A 17,805-nucleotide genomic window follows, 5' to 3' on the forward strand; every position below is an offset into this window, starting at 1 on the left:
ATGTATTACCTGTTCTGCCGGAGGGTCTATCGCAGGGAAGTCCCCAAGATTTTTCCGGTTATTGAAGCCGCCGCGGGGCGCCCTTCGGGGCGGCGGCAGGCATCGCAATTGATCTGAATGATTTTGCAAAATCACAGAATATCCAATGATCCTGCCGATGATCAATTGCCGGTCGAGGATCATAGTGAGCCTCCGGTGGGTTCAAGTCGAAGAACGCTGATGCGTTCTTCTCCTGACTCAGGTCTGATGACCCTCGTCATTCCCCCATCTCCCGGTGCTCGTCCATCACGGTCCTGAGGACCTCCGTCCCGCACGACGCAATATATGCCCGCTGCTTCCCGGTGAGCCCCTTCTTCCCGATGAAGGCATCGAACTCCTGCAGGTAATCGATGAGCCGGATGTCCTGCTGGAGCGGGACCGGGCTCTCCTCCGCCTCGGTCCTCACCCGGATCTTCAGGTCGAGGAGCTGCTCGCGGACCCCGGCGAGCTCCTTCGTATCGATCCCCTTCCCGTGCTCCCGGGCCATCCCGTCGAGCGTCACCTGCGCCATCGCGTACCGCGGGAGGCAGGCCCGCTCCACCCGGGCGATGATCTCCGTCGTCACGTCCCCGGGATGCATCCCGGCGCACCTGATCGTTCCGCAGTCCGCCATTGGCGTCTTCGGGAGTTCCAGGTGCTTTACCTCGTGCTTTCCCGGGTCCACGAGGAGCCCGCCCTTCGCATCCGCGATCTCCCCGTACGTCAGGAACTCCGTGGAGCCCGAGTACCAGGCATTGTCCGTCACCTGGCACTGGCGGTGGTAGTGGCCGAGCGCAATGTAATCGAACCGGTCCGAGAGGATCGTCCCGTCGAGTTCGTGCTCCGCGACGGTGGCGAGGCGTTTGTCTTTCAGCTGCGTGGCGAGGCCGTGGGTTACGAGGACGTTGGTGTGGTTGTTGCTGAGTTCTATCTCGTCGTAGGCTGTGCGGTAGTCTTCCGGTCTCAGCATGTTGGGGATGAGGTGGAAGACGGTGTCTCCGATCTCGACGTTTTCGTACCGGAATTTGTAGGCTGCTTTTATCTCGGATTTGTGGTACGTGAGGACTTCGTACGGCGAGGTCGTGTATCGGGTCTTCACCATGCTGTGGTTGCCGGCGATTATTACGAGGGGGATTTCTTTTTCGTGGAGTCTTTCCAATGCCTCTAGTACTGTCGTGTAGGCTTTGGTCTTCGGTTTCACCGTGTCGAAGAGGTCGCCGGCATGGACGAGTGCATCGGGTTTTTGTTGGATTATTGTGTCTATTGTTGCGAGGAAGTTCTCGTAGATTTGTTTTTCGCGGAGGTTCATGCCGGACTCTGGATCCAAGCGGCTGAATGCTGCTAAGCCTAGGTGGGTGTCGGCGATGTGGATGAGTTTCATTGTGGTTATGGTGTATGTGGATTTTTATCCGATATAAGGAGAGGGGGGAGGGGGTGAAACTAATAAAAAAGAACATGGCCTCGAATAATTGCCTGAAAACTTCATGAATTTTTTCAAAGGAGATCTTCGATCCTCCGGAGCAGGATCCCCGCATGAGTTACTGCGGATTGGGCCTCCGTCTCCGAGATAGAACCGGCCATATCATAGACCGAGCTGTTGCGCTTGCGTCGCATTCGGTCGAAGATGATTGCCTCCTCTTTGTCCAGAAAAAGTTCCGCGAATTTCACTACGGAGATATGCTGGCTGGCACCGTCCGGGCGGTAGCCTTTTGAAAACATCAGTGCCCGCCCGGCCTGGAGAACCGCATTATATGCTATGGTATATGCCCAGTCCTGATCCGCGGGAAGGATCGTATGGGCTGTATGGAGATCCCGGTGGGCGTGCGCTAGTGCATCATCCACCTTTTTCCTGTCATACGGGAGCTTTTTAATGAGACCTTCCCGTTCGATAAGTCGAAGACTTTCAGTCTTCTCCTCTCTCATCCTTTGGGATTCGGGATCCTCATCCATCACATGTTCCGCTGATCAGTATTTTTGCTTCCTGCATTACATTCTTTACGAATGGATCCTTGTTCTTTTTTCGTGTTTTAAGTTCCGCCGGAGTCATGATGGTGTAGTTGATCTCCCGGCCGGCTGCCCGCTCGCAGGAATGGATGATCGGAATGAGCTGGTCCTCATCCACATCTCCGACGATGAAAATGTCGATATCGCTTTTTGCTGCGGCAGTCCCTTTCGCATACGATCCATAGATGAACATGCAGGTGATCTCCTTTCCCGAAAGGGCATCTTTTATGATGCCGGCAATCCCTTCGGTTTTCAGCACGATCTTCTGGAGATCGGTATAGAGGAAATGGCTGGTATTAACTGTGTAATACTGCTGGTTTCCTTTCTTCTGCCCGGTGATGAGGCCGAAGGATTCGAGGTTTGCAAGTTCCCGGCGCACTGCGTTAATGTTCTCGCTTGTCGCCCTGGCTATCTCGCGGATATAGAACTCGCTCCCCGGGTTGAGCAGGAAGAGCGTGAGGAGCTTCACCCGGGTCTTTGATGGGATGAGCGCTTCCAGCATGAATACATAATGTATTCAATTGAGTAAAAAATGTATTCATTATCCTGCACAGGGAATGGCAATTCCCGGGCGATTAGTCTGCACGGCACAACACTCCGGTTCCCGGTATTATTTCCCGAAATATTCCGCAACTTTTTTCAGGTGCGACTGGATCGGGAGGCCCTGGGGACATTTCTCCTCGCATTCCCCGCATTCCTTGCAGAGTGAGGCAAAGTGGGGCTGGTTGTCGAAGAAACCTCCGCAGAGCATCATATAATGCTGCGTGGCCTGCTCTTTCGCTTCGTATATATTCCCCTTGTTAAACTCCTCGAAGCAGATCGGGATGTTCACGCCATTCGGGCAGGGCATGCAGTACCCGCAGTTGGTGCAGGGGATCATGACCCGCTGTTCCAGTTCTTTTTTCACCTTCCCGTACAGGGAGAGTTCCGCTTTCGTGAGCGAACCCGCATGCCCTGACTCTGCGAGGGCGACATTCTGCCGGACCTGCTCCATCTCTGACATGCCCGAGAGCACGACCGTCACTTCCGGGTGGTTCCAGACCCAGCGGAGCGCCCATTCGGCAGGGCTGCGGGGGGTTTTTGCCTTCTGCCAGATCTCCCGCACTCCCGCGATATCCCGGCCCAGCAGGCCGCCCCGGATCGGCTCCATGACAACGACCCCGAGCCCTTTCTTCGCTGCATAGTGCAGCCCCTCCGTCCCCGCCTGGTAGTGCTCGTCCATGAAATTGTACTGGATCTGGGCAAATGTCCAGTCGTACGCGTCCACGATTTTTTTGAAAGACGTCACGTTATCATGGAACGAGAACCCGGCATGGCGGATCCGGCCGTCGGCAATCGCATCGTTGAGGAAGTCCGTAATCCCAAGGCCCGAGAGGTTCTCCCAGAACCCCGCGTTGAGCCCGTGCACCAGGTAAAAATCAATGTGATCGGTTTTCAGCCGCACCAGCTGTTCATCGAGATATTTGTCCATGTCCTTGCGGGACGTGATCAGCCAGCTGGGGAGCTTGGTTGCGATGTGCACTTTCCCGCGATACCCGCCGGCAAGTGCCCGGCCGACAAAGGGCTCGCTCTCGCCATTATGATAAGGCCAGGCCGTATCGACATAATTCACGCCATGGTCGATGGCGTACCGGAGCATCTTCGTTGCATGGGGCTCATCGATCTTCCCTTCTGCCGTCACCGGCAGGCGCATGCAGCCGAAGCCGAGGATGGAGAGGTCCGGTGTTTTGTTGTTCATTTTCCGGTAGAGCATGGTTGTTCTCCCTTAGTTGTGGATACGGATGTGGTGGGGGATAAAGGTGATGGGGGATGGGGATGGGTATTGCCCGGGATTTGGTTCGCCGGTGAAATCGTGGTGGCTATGGGGAGTCTTATCTAATAATTAATACAATAGAATATCCCTAGGCTTTTAAATAAGGACATCAATAATTCCTTTATTCAATAATTTGAGGAGGGGCTAATAATAAATTCAAAGGAACGATTCTTTAAATCAATTAGCAAAGGGCCATCATTTCTTCTTATTGGACAAGGACATTTAAAAATCCAAACCGGCGAAGATTCATTCTTAAAACGAGCTACAGAAAAATTCTTAACTGATAAACAAAATGGCAATTTAACTTATTCTTCCCTTTTTGATATTTTCTCAAAAAGTAATCAAGATGATGGATTAATTTGGCTTCATAAATTATCCAGTAGTATTGCAACCCCCAAATGGCTAGAAATTGTTGCAAGTTATGAATGGAGTTCCGTTTATACTTCCGCAATTGATGATGTTATATTAAGATCGTTCCGTTCGGAATGGCGAAAAGTTTCTCGAATATCCAGTAAAAAAATAAACCCCATTGATTTATTAAATCGAAGAAATTTGCATTTAACCTATTTATTTGGATCAATTACAGATTCTGATGAGACCGAAATCCCTCCACTATCAGAAGACAAATATGAAGATCGACAATTCGATGAAGTTAACCCATTATTAACCAGGATTAATCAACATATCACACCCCTCGGAACGTTAGTGATTGAAGGATATAATCCGGATCAAGATTGGTTAAAGCCAAAGGATCTAAAGATAGTTATTAGAAAACTGATTAATGGTCAAACTTATCTTTTTAGTGCAAATGAAGAGATAAGAAAAAACCGGTATTTAGCTCCTTTAATTGACGAAGGAAAAATTATCGCGTTTAATGAACCTCTTTACAAAATTCTTACAGAAGGAAGTGAAACTGGTTCAATAACATTAGGAACAATTCCCGAAGATGAACAATCGAATATTTTTATTGATATCGGCGCTCATTCTTATGCAATTCCAATATCTCTTTGGCGAAGAGTGTCAAATTATGCAGAAATTTTAGATAGTCTAAAATTTGTTGAACCTCCAAAAATTTCTTTAAATGAAATGGAATTTGAATTTCAATATTTTTTGGCAAATTCCTCAAAAAATCCGATATGGACAGGATATGCCCGTAATTTTGCGTTTTCAAGGGAATACGGGAAAAAATTGATTAATCAAATATTATCCAAAATGAAAGGGAAGAAATTGGAGGACTGTCCGATTATTATTCATGGACAATCAGGTTCTGGAAAAACAATAGTAATGCAGCAATTAGCATATGAGATTGCCAAAACAAAACAACCCGTGCTTTTTATTGATGGAGCTCCTTCTCTTCTCGAAAATATGGGAGATATTCTCAACGAATTTTGTGAATGGGCTGAAAAAGATGGAGCAAATAAAGTTTTAATCGTTTGGGATGGGATGGTTTCACTTCCGACCTATCAACGTCTTTTTAATTTTCTCAGTAATAGAGGACGAAAAGTAATTTTAATCGGCAGCAGCTATAAAATTGATGAAGCAATTCTTACATCCCGTAAAGGAGAATTTAATTTCATTGAAGCACCTATAAAGTTGAACGATTCGGAGATTCAGAATTTATCGGATCATTTTTCGAAGTTTTATTTGGATTTTTTTGAAACAATAAAATTTTATAAAGCACAATGGACTAGTGACAATTTTCTGGTTCTTTTATATCGATTGCTTCCCTCTTCAAGGGGAATAATAAATTCTGGCATTGCCAATGAAATTGATTCTGCTGAAGAAAATATTCGAAAGAAAGCAAAAAGTAAAAAAATATCATTTGGTAATCTTTTATTTGAACAGGCTTTGAAAGATGCAGGCTATGTTTCTCAACACGATCATACCGAAGAATATTCTAAGAATGAATATTTAAATTCTGATGTTTTCACAAAAGTATTACAATTCGTGATGGTACCTGGAAGATTAGGTCAAAAAGTTCCTTTAGATCTTATTCAAAGAACCATTCAATCTAATGATTATTTAGAATTACAAAAGATTTTGGAACAAGAGGATATTTTTAGTATTGTAGAAGAAAAAGATGGAAATTACTTCGTATCTCCGAGGCATTCTTTTGAAGCAAAAATAATTTGTAATTGGAGATTCGGTGGACCAAGTGAAGAAATAAAACACTGTTTGGAATTATTCAATAATATTTATTGTTGGAATACAACTGGAATGCAATATTCACTAGAAGATGAAATTGAACTAAAATTTTTATTGGAATTGGTTAAAAAATTGGGACCTAATGGACCCGAAAAAACTAGATACCGGGCATATTATTATGAAATTTCAAATAAATTATCAGAATTACGGAAAATGCGGTCGATCAATGCACCTGGATTAATTTTACAAGAAGCAAATCTCGCAAGAGAATATGTAATTCATGATCCGGAAAATAAGGAAATTCTTAAGACTGCTGAAGAAATTCTAAATAAATCGATAAAGTTATTGGAAGATACGATTTTTTATTTGAAACATAATGATTACCATAATTTAAATATGATCGATCAAATGACTGTTGAATTGGTGGCAAATAAATCCACTAAAGCAAATCAATTATTAAAAACCGGTAAAATCGAAAAAATTGGGGATGATATAACATCTATTCAAGACGATCTGGACAAAGTTTTAAAACGAACTGTTAATGAGGAACACGCACTTGATACTTATGGCTGGAGTACGATAAATTTAGTAAAATCATCGTCATTGAAGCCTCTTAAGAAAACCGAATTAATAATGAGAGCATTAAAATCCATTGAGATTGGTGAATTTAGTGCTTTTGGAATTACAGATAGCATTTTAGATCGCAAACGAGAATTACTTACTTTGCTTGGAGAAAATCAATTATCAGATAAAATATTCAAACAACTTGAAAGCAAAGGTTCGAGAATCGGTTATTTAAGATGTTCTATTGAACGATTATCTAAAATATCAATGTATTCACAATACATTAATCAAAAAGAAAGAGAACTTTGTAAAGAAAATTATCTTTTTTTAGAAAATAGTAGAGATTTCATCAAAGGCGATCTTGGCTGCCTTTACCAATTATTAAAAAGTTGGTGGATGATGAAAACAGGAAAGCCTATTTTTAAGAAAGAAAATGAACGACAAGCAATCCCTTTCAATAAAAATGATTGGTTATATTGTGATGGAATATTTAACGATATGAGAACTATTGGTGGGTTTGAAAATAACCCGTCTCTCGTCTATCTGTATGCGATTACGCAATTCCATTTGGGATCCTACGAGACTGCGGATAAAGCGTTTAAATCTCTTGCTCAACAAGATATTATTTCAGGTATGGGTGGCGGTAGGAGGATAATAAAATATTATTTAGCAAGTTCTGATGAAGGGGAACCTATTGTTTATCACGGGAAAGTAGTATCTATTTCAGTAGAAGGGAATTCAGGATTTATTGAAGTTGAAGAATTACATAGAAAGATTAGATTTTTCCCCCGTGATTTTAGAGATCCGAATCTACGAGAAGGAAATGAAATTGAACCATTCCATATAGGTTTTAATTTCATAAACCCAGTTGCAGATCCAACAACTCATTATAAGTCTGTAAAACGGTGATGAACATGGAAACTGCAAAAAAAAAATTTTAGAGATTGAAGAATTGATTTCTAAGATAAATCAAAAAAATTTTGAACTATTTGGTAATAGCGAACCAATCGTATATCAGGAACCAATGATTTGTCCGAAATCCACTTGTTTTGAAGGTGAATTTTTTCAAGTTATAAGTTGGCTTTATCTCAAATATTATGATGATAAGAAAAGCAACCAAAATATAAAATTTTTAAGAATGAAAATAAAAGATTATGGAATAAACTATCCCGATGTGATGCATTTTAACGATGTTCGAAATATTCGTACTTATTTGCATCACTGTACCTCATCTATCACTAAAAGCAATAAATTGTTAAAAATGAGTGTTGCCCAATGGTTTCGAAATTGTTGTAAAAAGGAATTTCCGGAGGTTGAAAACGATTGGCAATCCGCATTAAGTAAAATTCTTGATGATTCAATTATTTTTTTTACGGCTTTGCACGAGTGTATTGATATCATATCACGGGATGCGTTTAAGAATAATATAATATCTGAATGGTTAAATTATATTTTCCCGTTTTCAGTATACGATATTCAACAAATTATTGGCAAAAATGCTAAAAATTTAGGAATTCATAATTTGAATTTTCATGATTATGCAGTTAAAAATTATTCTCAATGGAAAAATGAGTTGCAAATGTTTTCCGAAATTGATCAAATTATTTTGAATAATTTCATAAAAAATAAACTACGTTTAGAATTTTTCAAATAAAAACTCCATTTAATTGAACCTACTTATGAGAATCGCAATCAACTTCCGCCCGTACCCGCGTAATCTATGAGGATGAGCCCCTGCCTGGCTCAAAACCTTGTTCCGTGATATAATTTCTGACATTTATGCCCGGCTCTCTAATACTCAAATTTTTTTTAGAATCTTTAATTGTCGATGGCAACACGGTTCCGACACTTTCACACCGCGCAGCCCGATGGATTATATTCCGGGAGATGATACGATTCAATGACTAGGCGAACAATCCAAGTCCAATGAAGAACATGATCGAGGATGGAGAACCTTATGACCGAAAAAAAATTGCCTAATGCTGGAGATGAAAAAATCATAGCGCTGGAAGAGGAAATCTTGGAAGAACTCATCGAACTTGAAGAGTGGGTTAAAGCCAAAAAGAAACCTCGAAAAGCAAAGAAGTACATAATTCGCATCGACAAGGAAAAAATCACAGTCAGCGTTCATTCAATGACTGGGAGGGAAATATTGGCACTTGTCAACAAAACCCCCGACAAGTTTAAGCTTCATGAATGGTTCCCCGGTCACGTAGAGAAAGAAATCAAACCGGAAGAGATTGTCGAGTTCTACCGTTGCGAAGTAGAACGATTCATGACCAACCCAAGAGAGGCTACTGAAGGCTGATGCGCCGACAATTTCAACTCGCGGGAGAGGAAGAGGAACGACTCACGGGACGCGGACTTACTTGGGAAACTGTCATAGAAAATAATACGAGATGGATTATTTTCCTTCAGTACCCAATCCCCGCAGGATACAACTATCGCGTCGTAGATGCGGCGTTGATTATCCCCCCTTCATATCCTGATGAGCAAATCGATATGGTGTATTTCTTTCCAGCACTGGCTTTGACAAATGGTAAACCTGTTGGATCACTCTCACAATGTCCACTCGATGGAAAACAGTATCAGCGATGGTCACGACATAGGAAACAAGATGAATGGAGACTTGGTATCGACAATATCTACACGCATTTACTCCAAGTGGACAGTTGGCTTGAAAGAGAACTAAGCAAATAGTAGGCTCACGCATGCAGATCAAGCTGAGACTAACACAGACAATTCATTCGACACTCCAGCATCACCTTTTTCCTGGAGATGGCTTGGAAGCTATAGCGCTAGTTCTCTGTGGGAGGCGGAAAAGCGATTCGCATCATTGCCTCACTGCTCAATCCTTCATTCCTATATCTTATAATGAATGCAAAGTGCGCTCCCCCAACCAAGTGACATGGTCTACGGATAGTATAATTCCACTTCTCGCAAAAGCCACTCGTGAAGATCTAGCCATTCTGAAAGTTCATAGTCATCCTAATGGATTTCCGCAGTTTTCTACATTGGATGATAAATCAGACGGCGAATTGTTCGATTCAGTTTTTGGCTGGACCGATAGCACTTTTCCTCATGCCAGTGCCATAATGCTTCCCGATGAGGATGGCACAATGTTTGGACGGGCCATCTTACCAGATGGTACGTTTCAACAACTCGATTCTATTCTCGTTCCCGGAGATAACCTGCACTTTTGGACAGCAAATGACATTGGAAAACTTCCATCATTCACACAACGACATGCTCAACTCTTTGGATTAGGCACAACCCGGAAGCTGCGAGAGATGGCTGTTGCGGTTGTGGGTTGTTCGGGAACCGGAAGTCCTGTTATCGAGCAACTTGCTCGTCTTGGAGTAGGGCGCTTTGTACTCGTTGATCCGGACAAAGTAGAGGAGAAAAATCTGAATCGAATATTAAATTCGACACACGAGGATGCAGTTTTGGGGCGTCTTAAGGTTGAAGTTATGTCGCGTGCTATCACGGAAATGGGGTTTGGAACTGAAGTTGAAATTATTCCAGAGGATCTCGCAACCCCAGAAGCGGTGAAAAAAATTGCTGAGTGTGATGTCATTTTCGGATGTATGGACGGTGTAGAAGGACGCCATCGTCTTAATCGCCTCGCGTCTTTTTACGTATTACCCTACTTTGATCTCGGTGTAAGACTTGATGCTGATGGGGAAGGAGGAATAAATGGCGCATTTGGAGTGGTAAATTACATTAGACCAGACGGTACCACGTTGAATGATCGCGGCCTTTACACACTCGAACAGCTGAAGTCAGCCGGCCTTCTTCGGACAAATCCAAAAGCATATCGAGAGCAGGTAGAAGCTGGATATATCCGGGGTGTGGCTGTAGATCGGCCAGCGGTTATCAGTATTAACATGCAGATAGCAAGCACGGCTGTAAACGAGTTTCTTGCGCGACTTCATCCATATCGATCAGATGATAATAAGAATTTTGCAATGGCAAGTACAAGTTTTTTTCATGGCTTCACTAGGCGGGATGCGGAAGAATCTCCATCCGGTATGTTTTTCAATAATATTGGAAAAGGCGATGTGTATCCGCTTTTAGAAATGCCTTTACTCAGTGACGAGGGAATTACGTGAGCAAACCGAATTCATTTTGGCGAAAGACCCGGGAAATAATTTCATACCCTGTTCATTACTTCAGTCGTAGTCCCCAACCGAAACCCATATTATTCAAGTACGAGCAGGTAGATGAATTTCCTGATGTTTATGAACCTTTCAAGATCTATCTCATCCGTGAGAAAGATAATCTATGGGCCGGTGGCATGTTATGTCCCTGTGGCTGTGGGGATGTAATAACTCTTAATTTTTCAAAAAAATACAGACCTCGCTGGAGTGTTAAGGAGCATCCCGATGGTTCAGTAACACTTACACCATCAATTCGCCGTCGAGATGGTTGTCGAAGTCATTTCTTCGTACGCAATGGAAAGATAGATTGGGTCCCTCAATATAAACGTGGAACGTAGTGACTCTAAAGATATTGTGAATTTAGATTATCTCGAAGAAATTCTATATTTTTAAACTCACAAATTCTTATTCCACACTCGATACGCGTATCCTCAATTACTGGAGAAATTATTCCCCTTTCCCCTCAATAATTGCAACAACTTTTTTCCCGGTCTCGGTTATCCGGTAATACCGGCCCGTGTGTTCATCCGGGGTCAGGCATTCAACGAGTCCCTTTTCGGTAAGTTCAATCATAACTCTGCTGATCGTCGAACGGTCCATACCTAGTTGTTTGGCAAGATCTGTCGGTGAATTGGGTTTGTTAAGAGCTTTGAGTACTAGTCTCCTGGTCTTCCCCCTACCGACAAAACTCACGAGGTCAAACATTTAATGAAAAATGGGGAGATTAATTTGATGAATTGACGTAATGATGATGTTGCATTGATGTGGTAAATATTATCCCCTCCCGCCGCCAATATCTATCCGGTGCCTGGTGAAATAAATCAATAAAGTGGATGTGAAAAATTCCCGGAGTGGCCACCCCCGGCTTTAACAAAATGTTCTGACGTCGAACATTGTCACTTCGAAGGGCTTCACCAGACACCGGCGATTTTTGCGGGAGATCCCTGACGCTCGAAAGCGGGGTTCCTTTTGACCGGCTCTTCCCACACTCATCATCAGGAATGATCGGCCGCTGTATCCGGATTCCCAAAACCCGAATACGCACGGATACAGAAAAAAATGAAATAGAGTTTTCTTTAAAGAATGAAAAAATCCGGATTATTCATCGACGATCTTATTGATATCGACAACCATCTGCACGGTATCGTCACCTTCCGTTATCTTTACAAAACCCCCATACGTCTCATAGAACCTGATGGTCCGGGGATCCTTCTTCGCATCGACTTTCACGAACCTGCATCCGATCTGATCTGTGAGAATAAATGCAAGGGCAAAGACATGCTTCAGCATCTCATACCCGACCCCCTGCCCACGCATTCCGTCACGTGTTGCCATCCTCGCGAGAAGCAGGGCCGGATATTTCTGTGGCGGCTCCTCAACCGCTGGCAACATTTTCTTTACATGATCGGAAACAATACAACCCATTGACAAAGAAAAAAATCCGACAAGCTCGGTACCGGAATGGACGAGATAAGTTGTGCTGATTTTTTCATGCTGCCGGGTTTTTGCATCGTTTCTTAAAAAATCTTCAAGATCTTCCGAGTCAGAACACGTAAACATCGATACGTCTGAGTCATCAGTTAATTTTGAAAAAACGAGGGAGGTGAGATCGATATTCATGTTATTGTTTCGGCCAGGTTTTCGAGAGTTGCCGGGCTTCACGGAACAGCGTACGGCTCTCTGAAGTGAAGCATTGTTCCGGTGCTTTGACGTATTCGTTGAATGCCCGTGCCTCTTCACCTCGCAAAACTGTTTCCAGCTCAATGTGTTTCGCCATAATTGACAACCTTGTGTTCCATTTACTATACTACTATAATATTCTTTAATGTAACGGTGAAACCGTTAAGTCCTGCCTGTTTTCTAAACCCGTCGAATTGGACGGGATTAAAATCCGGGTTGTTGATTTGCTCCCAGATGCCAAGAAACTCAACCGTATTGCGGTTCCGGAGCCAGCTCCGGATAAGATCGTCAGTGTTCTAGGCATTCTTGTGGCGTGCGATATCGGTGATGCAGATGTAATCTTCATCATTCTCAACTACTACTCCCACTTCCCGGTCGAGCACATTGATCTTTGCCATGGTAAATCTCCCCGGCAACGTAAGAATTTCCGGAAAAATGTCTGTTAGCCGGTAATCTTCCCGGGTCGGTTATGAAGATAAGGCGTGAGTGGTGTGAAACTGTCCCTGAATGGACGAGTGAAAAAAACTTCAGAATCCTACCCGCGGGATTTCCCGGATTTCCTTTGTCACACTCTTTTTCTCGAAACTTCTTTCATAAAAAAAATTCCCAAAACCAGGGTGCTCTCACGCAAGCCAGGTGCCGGTTAGGGTAATTCGGTTCAGCACCGCCCTTGCTACGCTCCCTCTCCTGCACCCCATCCGGGAGATTCTTTGTCGAGGATCTCCCATTTTTTAGAAAACTCTCACATCCCTTATGGAAAATAAGAGTACCCCCCCAATCTCAATTATACGGGCTCCGATTCCCACTATTTCCGGAAACAGAGGTAATAATTCCGGAAAATGCGGTAATAATTCATCCCCTCCGGGTCATTTTCACGTCGAAAAATATGAGGTAATAATTAGCAGCATTTGGACGCGGAAAAATTAAGAGGGTCAGGTTTTCCCCTTCCCCTGCACATTTTCCCGAACCAAAGGGGCTCCATGACCGTTAATTTGGGATACCCGAATCCGGGCCCGTAATACGCTCCGTTTTGCCAATTCCGGGACCCGACCGTGTCCCAAATGCAAAAACGCGTGTCTTAAACGGATCTCAAATGACAGATTCTGGCAGTTTTCACGTCGTAAACCGACCGTGCTCCGGACCAAGCCCTAATGGGCCCTTTTGGGCGGGCGAAAAGAGGGTCGCACGGGTTTTGGATAAGGCATGTGTCCGGGCCGCCTGTAACGCTGCCGGTGAGGCTCGCCAAAACCCCCGCAGCCTCATCCTGACGCCCCCCGCTCTTTTGGGGCGCCCCCTCGTTTTTCCACCCTCCAAAAGGGAATAAAATACGCTGGTTTTTTCGCGTGGAAATCGCTCCGTTTCCCGTAATAACGGAGTATATCGGGAATTCCGGTGATGGGGTGGAAAAAAATGTGAATTCGGCCGGTCATAATTGATCTAAACCCGGAATCCGGGCTCGTACAGGGCCCGGATTGGGATCCACCGACACCCTGTCTGGTGCGAAACTCCTGGAAGTTTTTCACAAACAGGGGGTCCGGATGATCGTTTCACGTCGGTGCACGACAGAAAACACGTACTTTCCGACGTGATTTTGATCTTGAAAAACAGGGTTCCTTTCATCTGGCCTTGCCCCAGCATGTCTTCAGGGACGATCGGCTGCTGTAGCGTTGCTAAATGTGGTTTTTTCCGGACCCGCTTTATATGTCAGATCGGGATTCAGGGGCTGAAATGGCCGTTCCCGGAAAACAGGGTGCTTCTTTTTGGTGAAATGTTGTCTGTCCGGCATCCGGAAGAAGGAAACGGAGGCTGAAATGACCCCGGATGGGAGGTACTCTCACTGGCCATCAGGACTGTGAGAGTACGAGAAGAACTCGTAAGAGTTCTTCGAACTACTCCAGGTCGGGCTGTTTCTCCGGCGGCAGAGCAGGTGACTCCCTCACACCCCCATCTTCCCGGGCAGCTCCCGGCCCCAGGCCGAGATCGCATCCCAGTCGCGGAAATCCCCGACCGGTGAGTTCACCCTCTTTATGATCCAGCGCTGGAACCACGAGAGTTTCTCCGGCTCGAGCTTCCCTGCGAAGATCGTTTCCGCGACCGGCTGGGCCGGAGCAAGAGCCTTGCGGAGCGCTTTCTGTGCCCATGCCATTCCCTCCGGGTCCTTCGAAACCGCGGCAAGGCAGACGACGAACCCGGCGACCGGTAGCTTCGCAAGCTCGCCCGCATGGCGCTTCACGAATTTTCCCACCCGGGGATCGATATGCCCCATGTACATCGGCCCACCGATAACGACTCCTGCATATCCCGCAAGCGATACGACGCTCGCGACGTCTGCTGCATCAGCGCTGTGGCCGGCGGCCTGCAACTCTTTTGCTATCGCCTGCGCAATTTCCGCAGTCGACCCCTGTTTCGATGCATAGGCAACGAGGATTTTTGCCATTGGACTGGTCACCCTGCAAGGGGATAGGATGGTCGGGGTGATTAAGGGTTGGATGACCGACGCAGGGTATTCCTGAGTCCAAGGTGTGACGCAGAAGTACCCGGGCCGGAGATAGTGCTTCGTGAAGAGATCGCGGCTCAGGCACAGCACAATGCGCCCTTAGCATTCCTCGTCAAAACTCCAAAATGCCCCCGGTATATGAAAAAAATGAGAAACAGGGATACAGAATCAGGGAAATTTTTTTGAAAATAATTCGAGAACATACGAGATGATCATACCCCATAAAATGGACAAAAATATCACAATCTGTCCCAGTCTGGCATTCAGGCCGACAACAAACTTCCCCGCCATATTTGAAATGAAAATTATGCCAAAAAGAACTGCCAGCACCACAAAAAAGTCTGAGATTTAGTCATGGGGGATTTCCATCATTCATTATATCGACTCAACTGTGCATCGGAACCCTCTTCGGAGATTCGGAAATATACACGACAGAACGGTTCTCCATATCCACATATACGTCCACAACCCGGGATTCCGTATCAAAGATTACAACCGGCGTGCGAAAGGATTCTTCCCTCCCGTCATGGGCAAATGTTACTCCTGCATTAAGACTGACATCCGTGATCGTCCACGGCCCCGTCAGATGTGTCCTGACCGAACTATCGTTGAGAGCAATGCCGATCGCAACAGCAGTTTTATTTTCCGGTGGACTTGTGACAGGACTGCTCACATTTTGTTCTGTCAGTAAGCTCAGTTCAGGAACTGGGTCATCCCGCCCGATGTAAACAATCCGGTTTCCCCGATCGTCGTATAATCCAATGGAGCTGATGTTTCCTGTTAATGCCCCGTCTCTGAAGAATAGTTCGTCCCCGGTATTTGTCCCTGATTTATTCAGATATACCATCACCGATTTTTCCGGGGAGATCGAAAATCCGGGCAATATGAATTTCAGGTTGCTAGGTTCAGCGATCAGTTTCCACCCATACAGGGAAACGGGGATACTTCCGTTGTTCGAAATACTGACCGTATCTTTCCGGGGGAAAAAACCAGAAACGGAAATCCTGTAGAAATCTGAGGTGTGCGACGGGGGAGAGATGAATGTATGCTGGGGAACCACAGCAGTTTCACCCACCGATGAATTGCCAAAGATCTGAATAGTATCCGTACAACCGGAAAAAGAAGTCAACCCTGCTTTTTTCACATTCAGGCCGACACGGACACTCGGCTCCGGATCAGGCCACTGGTGATAATGCTCAGTACTTCCGGCATCCTTGTCAACCGGTTGACAGGGCCGGGGAATCCAGAGTACCATCAGCTCGTGAATGCCCTCATCATGTGGAACACGGACATTTACCGGGATCGCCATTTTCTGACCCGTGCCCAGGTTGAAAAATGCAACCTTGTCATCCGAATTGTTCATAAGCGGGACCTGGTAATAATCGAGCAGAGGGACTATGGCCACCGATACCGGATAGTTACTATCCGCTGCAATATTCACCGAATAATCATACATTTCGGAAGGGGTGACATTCGATGAGAGCAATGCCTTGTTGTCGCAGGGTTTTTCCGTGACGAGCATGCCATCGTTGAGAACGTAATCACGGCCGCATGACAGTGTCGGGCCGTCGTAGAGTCTGCATTGCGTCCCGGGAGATATGTCCTCATCCCCGACAAGAATATTTACCCGTTCGCTTCCGAGATATGCGTTGTCCGTACTCAGCCGGAATGCATTATTCAGTGAATGTTCACCGGGTTTCATCACAAGGAATATCTCGAAATCATGAAATCCCTCTTTCATCGGCGGTATTTTGAATCTATAGAATGATTCCTGGTATGGTTCGAGATGGATTGTCTGGTGAACGCTGGCGCTTGAATTTTCCAGTTCAAACGGGATTTGCTGGTAATCCAGAAGACAAAAAATCAGGAAATCGTTTCCGGTTTTCATCTGGTTACTGACGTAAAGGTAGTCCTGGTATGAATCGCCGGATGCAATTTTTCTTGTACCGGTCACATTTTTTTTCGTATCCATCACCGGGGACGGGAAGATACCTACGCCGAAACTTTCCGGAACTCTTGCCTCGTTATATGTTGTTGAGTACCGTGTATTGTTATCCGAAGAATTGATCGCCATGGTCCACAATGCGCTCCCCTCACCATGAGGAATATCGGCAATGATCAGGGAACAACACATAATAAAAAGACCAAAAAGAGCTATACAGGCATATACTTTCAGCCGGGTCCGCATTTTTTCACCTGAACATGAAAAAAAATTAGGTTAAGGTATCCGTTGTTACCGGATACCAGGATGTATATCCCGAGAGTTCGAACGTGTGATCTGACCTGGCATCCCAGGTACCCCCGGTATATAATCCGGCATATTCATAGCTCAGCTGTGCATCAGCCGAATTATAATTTGTCTGGGTCTGGTCATAATAGAGAGAACCGTCTCTCCAGACACGTCCTCTTATGCCAATTTTGTCAATATCATATGCAAGACCGGCACTTGTCCTCGACCGTGAATAACCTGTGTAATCTTTACTTGCTGTGAAGAACGGTACCCATAGATCCGTATAAGCACTCCATGAGGGTGCAGTCGATGCCAGAGCGGATGTTACACCGGACGGGAGAGCGGTTCGTGTGGTGAGCAATCCTCCGACACCAATATCTTTATCCGGATTTGCCCCGGTAATCTTTGCTCCTTCTTCCGGTGACAAATGTCTGGTCACAACTCCCGTATCCGGGCTTACTGCATTCACCATCGGTACCAGCGCCATCGCTGCCAGCAGCAGTGCCAGCAGGACGACGCTCCATTTGCGTAGTTGCATTTTTTCATACCTCCTTTCATATGCTACGCTCGATGGCATGGGAAAACCTTCATAGGAATGGAAGATAATGATCTCATGCCTACGGGCAGGATGCGGGCCATCTGACTTGTACGGTAGGTGGACCCGTCCTCTTCTTCTGTGGAACAACCTCCGGCT

Annotated in this window: 16 protein-coding genes; 6 read left to right on the forward strand and 10 right to left on the reverse strand. The window is 45.3% G+C overall.

Annotated features, from left to right (window positions below; translation table 11 throughout):
- Positions 1-256: 256 nt before the first annotated feature.
- The 4 genes from ABSE13_RS06765 to ABSE13_RS06780 all read right to left on the reverse strand — a co-directional run bounded on the left by ABSE13_RS06765 (position 257) and on the right by ABSE13_RS06780 (position 3,775).
- A complete protein-coding gene (locus ABSE13_RS06765; RefSeq protein ID WP_424027749.1) occupies positions 257-1,399 on the reverse strand; it encodes a metallophosphoesterase family protein in 1,143 nt (380 codons plus the stop codon).
- Positions 1,400-1,512: 113 nt separating this feature from the next.
- Positions 1,513-1,968, reverse strand: a complete 456-nt coding sequence (locus tag ABSE13_RS06770) for a HEPN domain-containing protein (protein ID WP_424027750.1) — start codon at positions 1,966-1,968, stop codon at positions 1,513-1,515.
- Positions 1,961-2,524, reverse strand: coding sequence for a nucleotidyltransferase domain-containing protein (locus ABSE13_RS06775; RefSeq protein WP_424027751.1), 564 nt, complete (start codon positions 2,522-2,524; stop codon positions 1,961-1,963). Before ABSE13_RS06775 ends, ABSE13_RS06770 begins: the two co-directional genes overlap by 8 nt.
- A gap of 108 nt (positions 2,525-2,632) precedes the next feature.
- Positions 2,633-3,775: an aldo/keto reductase gene (locus tag ABSE13_RS06780; protein WP_424027752.1), complete on the reverse strand. Its 1,143-nt coding sequence runs from the start codon at positions 3,773-3,775 to the stop codon at positions 2,633-2,635.
- A 612-nt stretch (positions 3,776-4,387) separates the two neighbouring features.
- Here ABSE13_RS06780 and ABSE13_RS06785 point away from each other — a divergent pair.
- The 6 genes from ABSE13_RS06785 to ABSE13_RS13150 all read left to right on the forward strand — a co-directional run bounded on the left by ABSE13_RS06785 (position 4,388) and on the right by ABSE13_RS13150 (position 11,042).
- Positions 4,388-7,453, forward strand: coding sequence for a DEAD/DEAH box helicase family protein (locus ABSE13_RS06785; protein WP_424027753.1), 3,066 nt, complete (start codon positions 4,388-4,390; stop codon positions 7,451-7,453).
- 43 nt (positions 7,454-7,496) lie between these two features.
- On the forward strand, positions 7,497-8,198 hold the full coding sequence (locus ABSE13_RS06790; protein WP_424027754.1) for a hypothetical protein: 702 nt from the start codon (positions 7,497-7,499) through the stop codon (positions 8,196-8,198).
- A 303-nt stretch (positions 8,199-8,501) separates the two neighbouring features.
- Positions 8,502-8,852 (forward strand): hypothetical protein, encoded by a 351-nt coding sequence (locus ABSE13_RS06795; RefSeq protein WP_424027755.1) that lies wholly within the window; start codon positions 8,502-8,504, stop codon positions 8,850-8,852.
- Positions 8,852-9,244, forward strand: a complete 393-nt coding sequence (locus tag ABSE13_RS06800) for an E2/UBC family protein (RefSeq protein ID WP_424027756.1) — start codon at positions 8,852-8,854, stop codon at positions 9,242-9,244. Before ABSE13_RS06795 ends, ABSE13_RS06800 begins: the two co-directional genes overlap by 1 nt.
- Positions 9,245-9,447: 203 nt before the next feature.
- Positions 9,448-10,656 (forward strand): HesA/MoeB/ThiF family protein, encoded by a 1,209-nt coding sequence (locus tag ABSE13_RS06805; RefSeq protein ID WP_424027757.1) that lies wholly within the window; start codon positions 9,448-9,450, stop codon positions 10,654-10,656.
- Positions 10,653-11,042, forward strand: coding sequence for a ubiquitination-like system serine protease family protein (locus tag ABSE13_RS13150; RefSeq protein WP_490356173.1), 390 nt, complete (start codon positions 10,653-10,655; stop codon positions 11,040-11,042). The genes ABSE13_RS06805 and ABSE13_RS13150 overlap by 4 nt, the downstream gene beginning before the upstream one ends.
- Positions 11,043-11,151: 109 nt before the next feature.
- Here the strand turns inward: ABSE13_RS13150 and ABSE13_RS06815 are convergent, their stop codons facing one another.
- The 6 genes from ABSE13_RS06815 to ABSE13_RS06840 form a co-directional block, all read right to left on the reverse strand.
- Positions 11,152-11,409 (reverse strand): helix-turn-helix domain-containing protein, encoded by a 258-nt coding sequence (locus ABSE13_RS06815; protein WP_424027758.1) that lies wholly within the window; start codon positions 11,407-11,409, stop codon positions 11,152-11,154.
- Between the two features lie 393 nt (positions 11,410-11,802).
- Complete coding sequence (locus tag ABSE13_RS06820; protein WP_424027759.1) at positions 11,803-12,324, reverse strand: GNAT family N-acetyltransferase; 522 nt, start codon at positions 12,322-12,324, stop codon at positions 11,803-11,805.
- 1 nt (position 12,325) lies between these two features.
- Positions 12,326-12,481: a hypothetical protein gene (locus ABSE13_RS06825; RefSeq protein WP_424027760.1), complete on the reverse strand. Its 156-nt coding sequence runs from the start codon at positions 12,479-12,481 to the stop codon at positions 12,326-12,328.
- Between the two features lie 1,839 nt (positions 12,482-14,320).
- Positions 14,321-14,821, reverse strand: coding sequence for a flavodoxin domain-containing protein (locus ABSE13_RS06830; RefSeq protein ID WP_424027761.1), 501 nt, complete (start codon positions 14,819-14,821; stop codon positions 14,321-14,323).
- Positions 14,822-15,266: 445 nt separating this feature from the next.
- A complete protein-coding gene (locus ABSE13_RS06835; protein WP_424027762.1) occupies positions 15,267-17,069 on the reverse strand; it encodes a lamin tail domain-containing protein in 1,803 nt (600 codons plus the stop codon).
- A gap of 25 nt (positions 17,070-17,094) precedes the next feature.
- Positions 17,095-17,649: a hypothetical protein gene (locus ABSE13_RS06840; protein WP_424027763.1), complete on the reverse strand. Its 555-nt coding sequence runs from the start codon at positions 17,647-17,649 to the stop codon at positions 17,095-17,097.
- Between the last annotated feature and the right edge of the window lie 156 nt (positions 17,650-17,805).

It is taken from the genome of Methanoregula sp. (assembly GCF_049518935.1).
Lineage (GTDB): Archaea > Halobacteriota > Methanomicrobia > Methanomicrobiales > Methanospirillaceae > Methanoregula.